Here is a 14,923-nt window from a genome sequence, read left to right on the forward strand (position 1 = left end):
ACCGTGCAGAGCCTATTATTTGAAAAATAGGCTCTTATTTATTGGGCTGTTTTTTTATCCAGTTCCTGTAACTCTTTTGGTGATACGGCAGGGTAGCCCTCAATTCCGCTAAGAGCGACCTGCTGGATAGGAATTGGTGTCAGAGGACCCAGAAAACGCGGCTCACGCTTCAAAATATAAAGGTCAGCTAAAGCGCCGAGGCGAGCAAACACTTCCCGCATACGTATAGTCATCATATTTTTGGGGGAAGACACCGCATAACATTGTGCTTCTATTCCCATGTGCATTGCAATGAACAGGGCGCGTTCACAGTGGAAACGCTGGGTGATGATAGTGAAGTCATTGGTATCAAACACTTTGCGGGTTCTGACAATCGAATCTAATGTGCGAAAGCCAGCAAAATCCATCACAATTTTTGAGGCTGGGATCCCTGCCTTGATCAGGTCTTTTCGCATTGTATTTGGTTCATTATAACTGTGTTGGGCATTATCTCCGCTCAGCAGCAGGTATTTTACTTTCCCGCTGTTATAAGCGTTAACAGCGCCTTGAATTCGATAGAAATAATATTGGTTATACGCACCAGTTTTATAATATTTGGATGTACCCAATACCATACCAACTTGCCGTTCAGGTAACTGTCTAAGATCGTCAAAAACATAGGGAGCGGTTTTCCAACTGATCCAGCGATCAAGCATAATGGCTGATAGCATAAAAACAGCTATTATGAAAATCAGACTGGTAATCAGGCGCTTCCACATTATTTTTTGCCTTTTACATAATTATAAACAAGTGATCAAAGGCTACTTTACTTGATATACCGAAGCAAGCATTGGATGAACATATCGGATAGAATGCTCTTTATTATTAGCATGTTTATTGGATTATAGAGATTGGCAGTACCTATACTAAAGGCCTTTACTAAAAGGCCTGTCAATGTTATCGGCAGGCCAATTGGTAATATATCAGAATGATGTGCGTTTATAGACGCGGTATTCTGGTTTCCAGAAGTTACGCTCAATAGCTTCTTCAAGTGCATCTTCAGAAGTAACCGTAGCTACTCCCTGAATCTGGGCTTTTTTCGCGACTTCTTTAGCGATCTTACGGGAAACGCTCTGAATATCATCGATCAATGGCAATAACGGGCCAGAACCCGTATGTGCCAGTGGTGAACAATCTGCTAATGCGCGGCTGGCAGCCATCAGCATATCATCTGTCACGCGTTTGGCTCCGGCAGCAATAACACCTAACCCGATACCAGGGAAGATATAAGAGTTATTACATTGTGCAATTGGGAATTCTTGATCTTCATATTGTACTGGTGAGAATGGACTACCAGTTGCGACCAGTGCCTTACCTTCTGTCCAGTTAATAATATCTTCAGGACGGGCTTCGACGCGTGATGTCGGGTTGGACAGCGGCATGACAATTGGACGTTCACAATGTTGATGCATTTCACGGATAATTTCTTCCGTGAACAGACCGGACTGACCAGAAACACCAATCAAAACAGTAGGCTTGGCATTGCGTACAACATCCATTAGCGACAGGCTATCATTGTTAACATCCCAGGATTGCAGTGTGCTACTTTTCTGAACCAGTGCACTTTGAAAATCCAACAGATTTGGTTGTTTATCAGTGAGCAGCCCAAAGCGATCAACCATGAATACACGGGCACGGGCCTGTTCATCACTTAAACCTTCCGATTTCATTTGGGCGATAATTTGCTCAGCAATACCACAACCAGCGGAGCCCGCACCGAGGAAGGTAACAATTTGGTCTTTCAATTGACGACCTGCGGCACGGCTGGCGGCAATCAGGCTGCCGAGAGCAACCGCGGCTGTACCTTGAATATCGTCATTAAAGCAGCAAAGATCATTGCGGTAGCGAGTCAATAATGGCATCGCATTTTGTTGGGCAAAATCTTCAAATTGCAGTAGTACATTCGGCCAGCGGCGTTTTACAGCCTGAATGAATTCATCTACGAAATCATCGTATTCTTTGCCTGTAATCCGAGGATGGCGCCAGCCCATGTACAGGGGATCGTTCAAGCGTTGCGGGTTATTAGTCCCCACATCCAACACGACAGGCAGGGTGTAGGCAGGGCTGATCCCGCCACAGGAGGTATATAAAGATAATTTACCGATAGGGATCCCCATTCCGCCAATCCCCTGATCGCCAAGACCCAGGATACGTTCACCATCGGTGACAACGATGACTTTAACATTCTGTTTAGTCGCGTTTTGCAGCATGTCATCAATATAAGCCCGGTTCGGGTAAGAGATGAACAAACCACGGGCACGGCGGTAAATGTCAGAGAAATGTTCACACGCTTCACCGACAGTTGGCGTGTAAATAATAGGCATCATCTCGCTAAGATGGGCGTCAAGGAGCCGGTAGAAAAGAGTTTCGTTGGTGTCCTGAATATTTCTCAGATAAATATGTTTATCCGCGTCATTTTTGAAATCGCGATATTGGCGATAAGCACGTTCGGCCTGCTCTTCAATTGTTTCAACAGCTTGAGGTAATAAGCCATGCAGATTAAAATTGCTGCGTTCTTCTTCCGTAAAGGCGCTGCCTTTATTCAGCAGGGGAAATTCCAACAGGATGGGGCCAGCGTAGGGAATATAGAGAGGACGTTTACTTTCGTGTTCCAGTTCCATGATGCTTACTCTTTGGACTAATCAATAACAAAATCGGCAAATCAGCGATAGATCCTAAGAAGATAGACAAAATAAGTACAGTAAATGTTACTTAAATATGTCTATCATGAGCAAAAATGAGAGATAACATACAGAATTAGCTAATTAAATGTTATTTAATTTCTCGTTTTTGCCCAAAATTCTTCCAGAATGACCATTTTTTAGCAATGAAACTGTCAGAATGTATAGCACTCCGCTTGTTTACAGCCGAGGGAAATTAAGGTGGATTCAGTCGCATTCCATTGTGATAAATGATTGTTTTGTCCTTCTACTAATATCGCCCGTTTGATGGTTCGGCAATCGCTGCCTGACAAGTTCATCAATATCAGCGCTGCCTGCAAAGGGGGTAAGCTCGGATTAAATGCTGCATTTTCTGCATAGCGACCGGTATAAACATGATTTTGCTCATCCATCAAAGCAATACCTGAGTGGGATTGGCTATAAGGCGAATGACTCTGATTCGCAGCATCTAGCGCAGCCAGCACGAGTTCGTCATTAGTATCCAACTGATAGCCATGATGAATGCTATCCAGCAACAAGGGTGTATCTCCTAAATCACGTGGGCCGAATGCCTCTGGCAGATAGTCAGCCAGAGTTAACCGTGGGCGATCAGGTAAACAGATTTCCAATTTTGTTCCACTGTTTAATTCATTCATAAATTGGCGGCAATGGCCGCAAGGAGAACAATTAACAGTGACGGATAGCAGTTTTTTCTCACCACGTAACCAGGCATGAGTAATGGCTGATTGTTCGGCATGGACAGTTTGCTGTAACGGAACACCCACAAATTCCATATTAGCACCAAAATAGAAGTTTCCACTTTCTCCTTGTGCAATGGCACCGACATGAAAGTGTGAGATGGGAGCAATGGAGCAGGCCGCAGCGAGTGGCAACAGGGCAAGTGCTAGCGCATGATCATCAAAGCCGCAGCTCTGCTTAATCGACTCCACCTGCTCTGCTGTCAGCATAGCCGGAAAATCATCATTACCGATATAGGGCAATAGAGCCTTTTGCAATTTAGGTGTGATTTCTGACCAGATAGCGTGAAAACGAGCTTGCATAGAATAATCTCCAAATTAATTGAAGGTTATTCTAGGATGATCAGTCAGGTTTATAATGTGATGTATGCCATATAATTAATGAAATTTATGTAACAAAGATATTATTTTAACAACCTGTATCAAATTTTTTACCATTTGAGCGATTTTTTTTTACTTTTGGATAGCTAGCCAAAAAGATGCAGTAACACAGGAAATAAAAAAGGAGCAATCAATGAAGTAATAACGCCGCAAGTCATCAGTGCCAGCGAACTATATGCACCCTCGACATGATCTATTTCAGCACATCGTGCAGTTCCTACGGCGTGAGAAGCTGTACCCATCGCCAATCCTCTGGAAGCCTGAGTTTTAATTTTCAAGAAATTAAACAGGTTATGGCCAAAAATCGCACCTAAGATACCGACAGCAATGACACAGGCGGCACTGATGGCTGGAATACCTCCAATAGAATGAGCGACTGCCATGGCGATAGGGGTTGTCACTGATTTTGGTAATACGGAAGCCGCAATTTCAGGGGTAGCGCCTGCCCATAAAGCAATAGCTGTACCTGTGATCATAGCAGTAACACTGCCGATGAAGCAGATACTGATAATAGATTTCCATTGGGCACGGATTTGATGTAGTTGTTCGTATAGTGGAAAGGCTAGAGCAACAACAGCAGGTTGTAACAAATCATTCAATATCCGGCTACCGGCGAAATAGTGTTTATAAGAGGTATGAGTCAACAGCAGCAGAGGAATAATAACTGCCATTGAGATCAATAAGGGGTTGAAAACAGGCAATCTGAGTCGGACAGATAGTTTTTTGGCTACATAAAAGACAGCCAGGGTTAATGGTAGTGACCACCAGATATGGTTTAGCATTTTTATTTTCCCTCCTGTTGTGATGATTTCTGTTCTGATAATTGTTTTTTATGATTAGTGCTGATAATGGTGCGTTCGCGGTGGACATAATGAGAACTGTAAGCAACGGTAATCATAACGATGACGGTACTGATGATGCAGGAAAGAGCAATCGGGAGTATCTGCTGGCTCAGTTGTGGATAATATTCCATGACGCCGACCCCGATGGGTAAAAAGAGTAATGTCATGTTTTTCATTAATAAGCTACAGCCCGGTTTTACCCAATGAGCGGGAATAATCTGAAGCGTCAGTAAACAAAACAGAAGAAGCAAGCCAATAATACTACCGGGGAGAGAGAAGGGGAGATGTACTGAAATGAGATTCCCTACAATGAGGCATAAGTAGAGCAGCACAAATGCACGCAGATATCGCCAACCTGCCATCAGTACGTTTTGAAAAGACATAACGTATAATTCCTCAATGCAAAGAGGGTTATCATACGATTAATACTGTTAATGTGCTATAGGTCACATTAAAAAGCGGGTTCAAAAAACCCGCTTTACTATTTTCAGATCGTCATCTTTTCAGAGCATCAGTCTTTCAAAACCTCAGTCTTTCAAAACATTAGCTTCAGAGTATCCGGTGACTATTTGACCTGCATACCAGGTTGAGCACCGCTGTCCGGGCTTAACAGGAAAATTTCTTTTCCTCCAGGGCCTGCTGCCATCACCATGCCTTCTGAAATACCAAAACGCATTTTACGTGGAGCAAGATTAGCTACCATAACGGTCAGGCGGTTTTCTAATGTTTTTGGCTCCGGGTAAGCAGCGCGGATGCCGGAGAAGACTTGACGAGTTTCACCACCAAGATCAAGGATCAATTTCAGTAGCTTATCCGAGCCTTCAACAAAATCAGCCTGCTTAATCAATGCGATACGTAGGTCAACTTTGGCAAAATCATCAAATGTAATGGTGTCCTGAATGGGATCATCTGCCAGAGGACCTGTCTGGGTTTTTTGTGGCTCAATGTTCTCTTTGGAGTCGTCTACCATTGCTTCAACTTTAGCCATATCGATACGGTTAAATAGTGCCTTAAATGGCAAAACATCATGATTCAGCAGAGGTTGTTGGATACCATCCCAAGTCAGTTCGGTATTCAGGAAGGTTTCTGTACGGGCAGCGAGGCCCGGAAGAATAGGTTTCAGGTAAGTCATCAGCACGCGGAACAGGTTGATGCCCATTGAGCAGATAGCTTGAAGATCTGTATCCCGGCCTTCTTCTTTCGCTACAATCCACGGTGCTTGTTCATCAACATAACGGTTAGCGAGATCGGCCAATGCCATGATTTCACGGACAGCCTTGCCAAATTCACGATGAGTGAAATCTGCTGCAATTCCCTGTGCGGCATCAACAAATTTCTGGTATAGCGCAGGGTCAGCGAGCTGATCTGCCAGTTTGCCAGCAAAACGCTTATTGATGAAACCAGCGTTACGTGAAGCCAGATTAACAACTTTATTGACGATGTCACTGTTTACGCGCTGAACGAAGTCTTCCAGATTCAGGTCGATATCATCAATACGGGAAGAGAGTTTCGCTGCGTAGTAATAACGCAGGCAGTCTGCATCCAGATGCTTCAGATAAGTCTCTGCCTTGATGAAAGTTCCACGAGACTTAGACATCTTAGTACCGTTGACCGTAATGTAACCGTGAACAAATACATTGGTTGGTTTGCGGTAATTGCTGCCTTCTAACATAGCTGGCCAGAACAGGCTATGGAAATAGACGATATCTTTACCAATAAAGTGGTAAAGATCTGTTTTGGAGTCTTTCGCCCAGAATTCGTCGAAATTCAGGTCATCACGTTTGTCACACAGGTTCTGGAATGAACCCATATAGCCGATTGGTGCATCCAGCCAGACGTAAAAATATTTACCCGGTTCATCAGGCACCTCAAAACCGAAATAAGGCGCATCGCGGGTGATATCCCATTGTTGCAGACCGGCTTCGAACCACTCCTGCATTTTGTTTGCTACCTGCTCTTGCAAGGTGCCAGAGCGGGTCCATTGTTGAAGCATATCGCTGAATGCTGGCAGGTCGAAGAAGAAATGCTCTGTGCTACGCATTTCTGGTGTTGCACCGGATACAACTGAACGAGGGTTGATCAACTCTGTTGGAGAATAGGTCGTTCCACACACTTCGCAGTTATCGCCGTACTGATCTTCTGCCTTACATTTTGGACAGGAACCTTTGACGAAACGATCAGGCAGGAACATGCTTTTTTCTGGATCGAACAGTTGAGAAATGGTTCGGTTCTTGATGTAACCGTTTTTTTTCAGTTTCAGATAAATTTCTGATGCAAGCGCTTTATTTTCTTCACTGTGCGTAGAATGGTAGTTATCGTAACTGATAGCAAAACCAGCAAAATCCTGTTGATGTTCCAGGTGCACTTTGTCGATCATCTCTTCTGGCGAAATCCCTGCCTGCTGAGCTTTCAGCATGATTGGTGTACCGTGAGCATCGTCAGCACAGACAAAGTGCACCTCTTTGCCGCGCATTCGATGATAACGAACCCAAATATCAGCCTGAATGTGTTCTAAGATGTGACCGAGATGAATTGGACCGTTAGCATAGGGTAACGCACAGGTCACCAGTAGTTTTTTCGCGACTTGAGACATAGTTAGGATCTGACTTCCATAAATTGAAAAGGGTTTTTGATGTTACCTGATAAGAAGCATTGTCGCTAGGGTAATGCGAGAACTTCATCACTTTTGTTTTGTACTTATCGTAAGCTATCTGCTTCTGCTATGATGGACGAACAGTTTTAGGTTGAAAAAGATAAATCAAAAGGAGCCGGGATGAACTCACGATCCACCGAGCAGACCAATCCTGACCTGCTGAGAGAAAGCGTTGCGAAAATATTGGCAGCGTTCAAACATCCGACATTAGAACAAGATTTAGTGACTCTGAAAGCATTACATCGTTGTACTGTTCTGGATGGGATATTACATATTGAATTAATGATGCCTTTCGTTTGGAAACGCGCTTTTGAAACACTGAAGGAAGAAACAATTCATCTCTTACAAGCTGCTACAGGTGTAAAAAGTGTTGAATGGCGGCTTTCCCATGATATCTGTACTTTACGCCGAGCTAACAATTTACCGGGTGTTAATGGCGTACGTAACATTCTGGCAATCAGTTCAGGAAAAGGGGGGGTGGGTAAATCCAGCACGGCAGTGAATCTGGCACTGGCTTTAGCTCAAGAAGGGGCAAAAGTAGGTATTCTGGATGCAGATATCTACGGCCCATCGGTTCCTAATATGCTTGGGACAGCCAAAGAGCGGCCGACTTCACCTGATGGTCAGCACATGGCCCCCATTATGGTACATGGCATGGCGACAAATTCCATTGGTTATCTTGTCACCGATGATAACGCAATGGTATGGCGTGGCCCGATGGCCAGTAAGGCACTTATGCAGATGCTACAAGATACATTGTGGCCGGATCTGGACTATTTGGTAATCGATATGCCACCGGGAACTGGGGATATCCAGTTAACATTATCCCAGAATATTCCCGTGACTGGTGCATTGGTTGTCACAACACCGCAGGATATTGCCTTGATTGATGCTATAAAAGGCATTGTCATGTTCCAAAAAGTCAACGTACCTGTATTAGGTATTATTGAGAACATGAGCACACATATCTGTAGTCACTGTGGCCAACATGAGCCGATTTTTGGCGAGGGAGGTGCAGAAAGACTGGCGGAAAAATACAAATGCCAATTATTGGGTAAGATCCCTCTGCATATTTCACTGCGTGAAGATCTTGATCGCGGAGAGCCTACGGTTATCAGCCAACCTGATAGCGAATTTGCGGGTATTTATCGTGAAATTGCCGCTAATATTTCTGCCCAGATGTACTGGCAAGGAGATAAAATCCCAACTGAAATTTCTTTTCGTGAAGTTTGATTTAAGTGATCATTCAATTTAAGTGATCAAGAGTGCATAGCAATACACTGCTTGAGGTACATCTTCTGAATAAATGATACACAGCCCTGTAGGTAAACTGATAAAGGAATATAACGGCTTTATTGAGAGATTTAATAGACTAGATTAATGATTATTCCATTGATACTGCTGTCATTTAATTGTGGTTTATGGCACAGGGATAACGCAATATCAAAAAGTAGAACAATGGCTCTATTGTTACAAGGCCTTTTGGTACAGAGCAATTGTTCTACACTTGGCGGTTTCTATTTTATCTACTATACCTATCATCTGAAATTTAACAGAATATCTTCAAGGAACTATTTCGGACACAATCTTGAGATTGGTTTTGGGAATCGTTTTGGTATTGGTTTTTGAACATTACTTTTAAGTTATTTTTCCATTTGCAGACCTGTGATTGCGGAATTTTTATGCGAAGCGTATCGAAAAAAGCGAGACTTATCTTGTTTGCGCTGGCATAGAAGCTACTAACTCCCTATAATCCGCCAAACATAGCGTGACAGAATGCTATTTTCCCACTTTATTTTTTCTTTTTAACCAGGTTATTTCTAGTATGGCTGATGAAGCACATAAGTGTACAATCGTAGGTATTTCAGGTGCCTCCGCTTCGGGCAAAAGCCTTATTGCCAGCACACTTTATAGAGAATTACGCGTTCAGGTTGGCGATCACAATATCGGAGTTATTCCAGAAGATTGTTATTATAAAGACCAAACTGATACCCCGCTGGAAGAACGCTATAAAGTCAATTATGACCACCCAAGTTCAATGGATCACAATTTACTATTCGAACATATTCAGGCACTGAAAGCCGGGAAGTCCGTTGAATTGCCCCAATATGACTACGTTGCTCATACCCGCAAACCAGAATCCATTCATTTTGAACCGAAGCGAGTTATTATCCTTGAAGGTATCCTATTATTAACGGATAAGCGTTTGCGTCAGGAACTGGATTTTTCTATTTTTGTTGATACACCATTGGATATCTGTCTGATGCGTCGCATCAAGCGCGATGTCAATGAGCGTGGGCGTTCACTGGATTCTGTAATGGAACAGTATAAAAAAACAGTTCGTCCGATGTTCCTGCAATTCATCGAGCCATCAAAACAATATGCAGACATTATTGTTCCCCGTGGTGGTAAAAACCGTGTGGCTATCGACATATTGAAAGCTAAGATTGGCCAATTTTGCGAATAACCTGATGTTCAGGAATTCATAAGTATCATCGTATTTTGAGAGGAAGTAATGCGACTCTGTGACCGTGACATTATTAAATGGCTTGATGAAGGTAAACTGGAAATTACCCCACGTCCTCCTGTTGAACGTATTAATGGGGCAACGGCTGATGTTCGCCTTGGGAATCAGTTTCGCGTTTTTCGTGGTCATACTGCTGCTTATATTGACCTGAGTGGTCCTAAGGCCGAAGTCAATGCGGCACTTGATCGTGTCATGAGCGATGAAATTAGTTTGCCGGATGGGGAGGCTTTTTTTTTGCATCCTGGCGAACTGGCACTGGCAGTGACACTGGAATCTGTCACATTGCCTGCTAATCTGGTTGGTTGGTTAGATGGTCGTTCATCTCTGGCTCGTCTTGGTTTGATGGTCCATGTCACTGCTCACCGGATTGATCCAGGCTGGCGTGGTCAAATTGTTCTGGAATTCTATAATTCAGGAAAATTACCGTTAGCCTTGCGTCCGGGCATGGTCATTGGAGCTTTGAGTTTTGAGCCGCTTTCAGGCGTTGCTGACCGCCCTTATAACCGACGTCAGGATGCTAAATATAAAAATCAGAAAGGAGCAGTGGGGAGCCGAATCAGTGAAGATTAATCTTTCCTGGTGAAAATTTCTGGTAAAGTAATCATTTGGTGAAAATAGTCATCTTGTGAACATGAGACTGGGGAAGTCATGAAAAGATTGTTGACGACACTCGTTATTTTATTAGTAGTAGTTGTTACGGGGTTAACAGCATTAGTTGTGTTGATTAATCCAAACGATTTTCGTGGTTACATAGTCAAACAAGTACAAAAAAAGAGTGGCTATCAGCTTGTGTTGCAGGATGATCTACGTTGGCATGCCTGGCCAAAATTGAGTATTTTGACCGGGCAGGTATCACTGACGGCTCCCAATGCAAAAATGCCTGCAGTTATGGCAGAAAATATGCGCCTGGATGTTGAATTACTGCCATTGTTATCTCATCAACTTTCTGTCAAAGAAGTGATGCTTAAAGGCGCTGTTTTGCGGTTTACACCGGATAGTCAGCCACAAAAAAAACCAGAAACCCCCATTGCGCCTGAAGGTGATTTTCATTATCCCGTAGCGAACGATGCCCACAGTTGGAAACTGGACATTGATAAGATCAAAGTAGAGGATAGCTTGTTGATTTGGCAAATCGATACCCATTCGCAGTTAAATATGCGGGATATTGATTTGCTGATGAAACGCCAGGATCAGAGCCACGTTAATTTCGAACTCAATGGCAAGATCAATAAAAATCAGCAAGAATTTGCCTTTGGGGTTAAAGCTTCTTTCGGTATTTCTGATTATCCACACAATTTAACTGGTGATATCAGTTCGTTTAAATATCAGCTACAGGGTGTTGGGCTTCCGCCAGAAGGTATAGCAGGAACGGGTAGTGCCGCTGTAAAATATGATGCTTTTTCCTCATCTGTTTCGTTGCAGAAAATAGCACTGACAATGAATGGCAGCGAATTGACAGGTAATGTTGCGGTTAAACTGAAAGATAAACCACACTATTCCATCAATCTGTCTTCGCCAAAATTAGATTTAGATAATTTGTTAGGATGGGATAAATTATCACAGCATAGTTTACAGGCAAAACTTGATTATCGGGCTGAGAATAATTCGGCAAAACCTGTGATTGCAAAATCTGTTTCTCCTTTATCAAACTATGATCTCAGTTTTCTGAAAGAACTTAATGCTCATCTGTTATTCATGGCGAATAAATTTATTTATCAAGGTATGGATATTGATAATTTTGTCTTTAAAGCTGTCAATGATGAGGGAATAACAGAGATTTCGAAATTGAGTGGTAACATATTTGGTGGTCGTTTTGCACTGCCTGCCACCATTGATGCAACAGTTAATCCAGCTAAATTACATGCGAAACCTCTGCTGCGAGATATTGACTTACAACCATTGCTGAAAGCTTTGGCTCTGCCATCGGTGTTTAGTGGACAACTTACTCTGGATGGAGATCTTTTGGGAGATGGCTACGATGAATATGCAGTCACCCATTACTGGCGGGGAGATCTAAATATTGGCCTGAGAAATGCACGTTTGGACGGGTTGAATATTCCTTTGCTTATTCAACAATCTTTTTCGAGAATGACTGATTTGATTCAACAGCCGACGAATATTCAGAACTTTACTGATGCACAAAATCTATCAGTAAAAGCTCAATTGAATAAAGGTAAGATTAAAATTAATAACCTTTCTGCAATATCTGGTATTTCGAGAATTGAAGGGCAGGGTGAGGCAAATTTATTGAAACAGAATGTCGATGTTGCATTGGCGGTTCAGTTAACCAGTGGGTGGGGGCAAGAAAGCGAATTAGTTAGTCGTTTAGAAAAACTAAAAATACCACTGCGGGTTTATGGTAATTGGGACAATCTGCAATATACCTTGAATGTAGAACCAATATTGCGTGATGAATTACAGCAAAAAGTCAAACAATCCCTCAAAAACTGGCTTGAGAATGACGATAATAGTGAAGTAAGAAAAAGACTGCTGAATAACTAGTTGAATTTATGATAATTGATAAAGTAAACAGGTGAAAAAATTGATAGCGGGTTGATAGTGGTGTTACACCACTATCAACTTATAGCTCAAATAACAGATGGGTTTTTCATCTCCTGTTTCTGTTAATACCCCATAACCTCATAATAAAATTGTGGAGTCCAGCCTAATTGTGGAGTAGTGACCGATATAGTTAAGGTATCTTTCGATATTCCCATTCCATCCGGATTATTGCGCTGTATTTTAACATCAGCCGGGTAGCTAGGGTTTTGGCTATCGAAATTATCTCCGACAATACTGGCATGACATGAAATGATGCCATTTGACAAGCTGATTGGTAATTGTACCTTGTAGTAATTGGTGTAATACGTTATTCCACCGAAAACTGATATATTAACTTCTTGAATTGAGCCACTGGCTACGGCAATCCCGTTTATCTGGATAATATCACCAAGTCTGATGACAGTGGCGTCTTGTCCGATTAAACGAGATTCAATATTTAATCCAACCAGATTAGCTAAACCAAGATTTCTTACAAAAGCATTTTTGTCTGGAATATCAGCTCCATTCTCATTTTTTGCCAACCGACTATTGGCATTCGTGTTTACTTTCCCTATACGAGAATCTACTTCGTTTTTGCTATAGGCGCCTACATCGGATGCAGTAAGTACAATATCTGTTAATAGTGCCTTACTATTCACTGTACGAGTTAATGGAACTTTGCCGTTTACATTATTATTGGCATCATTTGCTAACTTCCTGACTGTATGAATTTGTTGATCGATTTCTCCTCTAGTATAGGTATCTATATCAGATGCAGTAAGTGTAATGTCTGTTAACAGTGCTTTATTATTTACTGTACGAGTCATTGGCACTTTGCTATCAGCATTGTTATTGGCAGAATTTACTAGCCCATGAATATTATCAATAAGCTGGCAAGTTTCTTCTTTGTTGTAGGCGTCGACATCAGCCGCCACCAATTTAATATCATTCACTAACTCTTTATTGTTGATGCGGCGGGTTAACGGCACTTTGCTGTCTGCCACTTTCATGACTTGTGCATCACCGTCTTTGATCCGCGTATCGGCTTCGGCCTTGGTATAGGCGCCAACATCGGCGGCGGTCAGGGTAATGTCATTGACCAGCTCTTTGTCATTGACACGGCGGGTTAACGGCACTTTGCTGTCCGCCACTTTCATGACTTGTGCATCACCGTCTTTAATCCGCGCTTCGGTTTCTTCTTTGGTATAGGCGCCAACATCGGTGGCAGTCAGGGTAACGTCATTGACCAGCTCTTTGTCGTTGATGCGGCGGGGTAACGGCACTTTGCTGTCCGCCACTTTCATGACCAGTGCGTCACCGTCTTTGATCCGCGTATCGGTTTCGTCCTTGCTGTAAGCGCCAACATCAGCGGCAGTCAGGGTAATGTCATTGACCAGCTCTTTGTCGTTGACACGGCGGGTTAACGGCACTTTGCTGTCCGCGGCTTTCAGGGCCTGTTGCGCTTCCTGCATAGCCTTCTGGGCTTCCTGCATGATCGGGGCATCGCCGTCTTTAATCCGCGCATCGGTTTCGTCCTTGCTGTAAGCGCCGACATCGGCCGCCACCAGGGTAATGTCATTGACCAGCTCTTTATCATTGATGCGGCGGGTTAACGGCACTTTGCTGTCCGTCACTTTAATGATCTGCGTATCGGTTTCGGCCTTGCTGTAAGCGCCAACATCGGCGGCAGTCAGGGTAATGTCATTGACCAGCTCTTTGTCGTTGACACGGCGGGTTAACGGCACTTTGCTGTCCGCCACTTTAATGATCTGCGCATCGGTTTCAGCCTTGGTATAGGCATCAACATCCGCGGCCATCAGGGTAATGTCATTGACCAGCTCTTTGTCGTTGACACGGCGGGTTAACGGCACTTTGCTGTCCGCGGCTTTCAGGGCCTGTTGCGCTTCATGCAGGGCTTTCTGGGCTTCCTGCATAGCCTTCTGGGCTTCCTGCATGATCGGGGCATCGCCGTCTTTAATCCGCGCATCGGTTTCGTCCTTGCTGTAAGCGCCAACATCGGCCGCCACCAGGGTAATGTCATTGACCAGCTCTTTGTCGTTGACACGGCGGGTTAACGGCACTTTGCTGTCTACGGCTTTCATGACCAGTGCATCACCGTCTTTGATCCGTGTATCAGTTTCGTCTTTGCTGTAAGCCCCGACATCGGCGGCAGTCAGGGTAATGTCATTGACCAGCTCTTTGTCGTTGACACGGCGGGGTAATGGCACTTTGCTTTCCGCGGCTTTCAGGGCCTGTTGCGCTTCCTGCATAGCCTTCTGGGCTTCCAGCATGATCGGGGCATCGCCGTCTTTAATCCGCGCATCGGTTTCGGCCTTGGTATAGGCATCAACATCCGCAGCGACCAGGGTGATGTCATTGACCAGCTCTTTGTCGTTGACACGGCGGGTTAACGGCACTTTGCTGTCCGCGGCTTTCAGGGCCTGTTGCGCTTCATGCAGGGCTTTCTGGGCTTCCTGCATAGCCTTCTGGGCTTCCAGCATGATCGGGGCATCGCCGTCTTT

At 43.8% G+C, this 14,923-nt stretch carries 11 protein-coding genes; 4 read left to right on the plus strand and 7 right to left on the minus strand.

Annotated elements, in window-relative coordinates; translation table 11 throughout:
- Nucleotides 1-38: 38 nt before the first annotated feature.
- The 6 genes from sanA to metG all read right to left on the minus strand — a co-directional run bounded on the left by sanA (nt 39) and on the right by metG (nt 7,273).
- Nucleotides 39-758, minus strand: a complete 720-nt coding sequence (gene sanA / locus Xind_RS14800) for an outer membrane permeability protein SanA (RefSeq protein ID WP_047682931.1) — start codon at nt 756-758, stop codon at nt 39-41.
- Between the two features lie 204 nt (nt 759-962).
- Nucleotides 963-2,660 (minus strand): NAD-dependent malic enzyme, encoded by a 1,698-nt coding sequence (locus Xind_RS14805; protein ID WP_047682930.1) that lies wholly within the window; start codon nt 2,658-2,660, stop codon nt 963-965.
- Between the two features lie 215 nt (nt 2,661-2,875).
- Nucleotides 2,876-3,760 carry a cytidine deaminase gene (gene cdd / locus Xind_RS14810; protein ID WP_047682929.1) on the minus strand — a complete coding sequence of 295 codons (885 nt, stop codon included), beginning with the start codon at nt 3,758-3,760 and terminating at the stop codon, nt 2,876-2,878.
- A 164-nt stretch (nt 3,761-3,924) separates the two neighbouring features.
- Nucleotides 3,925-4,620: a CidB/LrgB family autolysis modulator gene (locus Xind_RS14815; RefSeq protein ID WP_187650357.1), complete on the minus strand. Its 696-nt coding sequence runs from the start codon at nt 4,618-4,620 to the stop codon at nt 3,925-3,927.
- A gap of 2 nt (nt 4,621-4,622) precedes the next feature.
- The gene (locus tag Xind_RS14820; protein ID WP_052189598.1) at nt 4,623-5,063 is read right to left on the minus strand and encodes a CidA/LrgA family protein; all 441 of its coding nucleotides are present in this window, start codon (nt 5,061-5,063) and stop codon (nt 4,623-4,625) included.
- Nucleotides 5,064-5,245: 182 nt separating this feature from the next.
- The gene (metG, locus tag Xind_RS14825; RefSeq protein ID WP_047682923.1) at nt 5,246-7,273 is read right to left on the minus strand and encodes a methionine--tRNA ligase; all 2,028 of its coding nucleotides are present in this window, start codon (nt 7,271-7,273) and stop codon (nt 5,246-5,248) included.
- Nucleotides 7,274-7,453: 180 nt separating this feature from the next.
- On the opposite strand from metG, the gene apbC reads away from it, so the two are divergent.
- The 4 genes from apbC (at nt 7,454) to asmA (ending at nt 12,362) form a co-directional block, all read left to right on the plus strand.
- Nucleotides 7,454-8,566 carry an iron-sulfur cluster carrier protein ApbC gene (gene apbC, locus Xind_RS14830; RefSeq protein ID WP_047682921.1) on the plus strand — a complete coding sequence of 371 codons (1,113 nt, stop codon included), beginning with the start codon at nt 7,454-7,456 and terminating at the stop codon, nt 8,564-8,566.
- A 592-nt stretch (nt 8,567-9,158) separates the two neighbouring features.
- A complete protein-coding gene (gene udk / locus Xind_RS14835) occupies nt 9,159-9,800 on the plus strand; it encodes a uridine kinase (protein WP_047682919.1) in 642 nt (213 codons plus the stop codon).
- A 48-nt stretch (nt 9,801-9,848) separates the two neighbouring features.
- On the plus strand, nt 9,849-10,430 hold the full coding sequence (gene dcd / locus Xind_RS14840) for a dCTP deaminase (protein WP_047682917.1): 582 nt from the start codon (nt 9,849-9,851) through the stop codon (nt 10,428-10,430).
- Nucleotides 10,431-10,508: 78 nt separating this feature from the next.
- Entirely contained in the window at nt 10,509-12,362 is a 1,854-nt protein-coding gene (gene asmA / locus Xind_RS14845; RefSeq protein WP_047682915.1) for an outer membrane assembly protein AsmA, read from the plus strand.
- Between the two features lie 122 nt (nt 12,363-12,484).
- Here asmA and Xind_RS21765 read toward each other — a convergent pair whose 3' ends face one another.
- Nucleotides 12,485-14,902, minus strand: a complete 2,418-nt coding sequence (locus Xind_RS21765; RefSeq protein ID WP_476756468.1) for a hypothetical protein — start codon at nt 14,900-14,902, stop codon at nt 12,485-12,487.
- Nucleotides 14,903-14,923: the final 21 nt, after the last annotated feature.

The organism is Xenorhabdus indica (assembly GCF_014467235.1).
Lineage (GTDB): Bacteria > Pseudomonadota > Gammaproteobacteria > Enterobacterales > Enterobacteriaceae > Xenorhabdus > Xenorhabdus indica.

What these genes read in the sequence shown, in the direction of transcription:
- sanA (WP_047682931.1), bottom strand. Translation starts at nt 758, where the DNA reads ATGTGGAAGCGCCTGATTACCAGTCTGATTTTCATAATAGCTGTTTTT.
- Xind_RS14805 (WP_047682930.1), bottom strand. Translation starts at nt 2,660, where the DNA reads ATGGAACTGGAACACGAAAGTAAACGTCCTCTCTATATTCCCTACGCT.
- cdd (WP_047682929.1), bottom strand. Translation starts at nt 3,760, where the DNA reads ATGCAAGCTCGTTTTCACGCTATCTGGTCAGAAATCACACCTAAATTG.
- Xind_RS14815 (WP_187650357.1), bottom strand. Translation starts at nt 4,620, where the DNA reads ATGCTAAACCATATCTGGTGGTCACTACCATTAACCCTGGCTGTCTTT.
- Xind_RS14820 (WP_052189598.1), bottom strand. Translation starts at nt 5,063, where the DNA reads ATGTCTTTTCAAAACGTACTGATGGCAGGTTGGCGATATCTGCGTGCA.
- metG (WP_047682923.1), bottom strand. Translation starts at nt 7,273, where the DNA reads ATGTCTCAAGTCGCGAAAAAACTACTGGTGACCTGTGCGTTACCCTAT.
- apbC (WP_047682921.1), top strand. Translation starts at nt 7,454, where the DNA reads ATGAACTCACGATCCACCGAGCAGACCAATCCTGACCTGCTGAGAGAA.
- udk (WP_047682919.1), top strand. Translation starts at nt 9,159, where the DNA reads ATGGCTGATGAAGCACATAAGTGTACAATCGTAGGTATTTCAGGTGCC.
- dcd (WP_047682917.1), top strand. Translation starts at nt 9,849, where the DNA reads ATGCGACTCTGTGACCGTGACATTATTAAATGGCTTGATGAAGGTAAA.
- asmA (WP_047682915.1), top strand. Translation starts at nt 10,509, where the DNA reads ATGAAAAGATTGTTGACGACACTCGTTATTTTATTAGTAGTAGTTGTT.
- Xind_RS21765 (WP_476756468.1), bottom strand. Translation starts at nt 14,902, where the DNA reads ATGCTGGAAGCCCAGAAGGCTATGCAGGAAGCCCAGAAAGCCCTGCAT.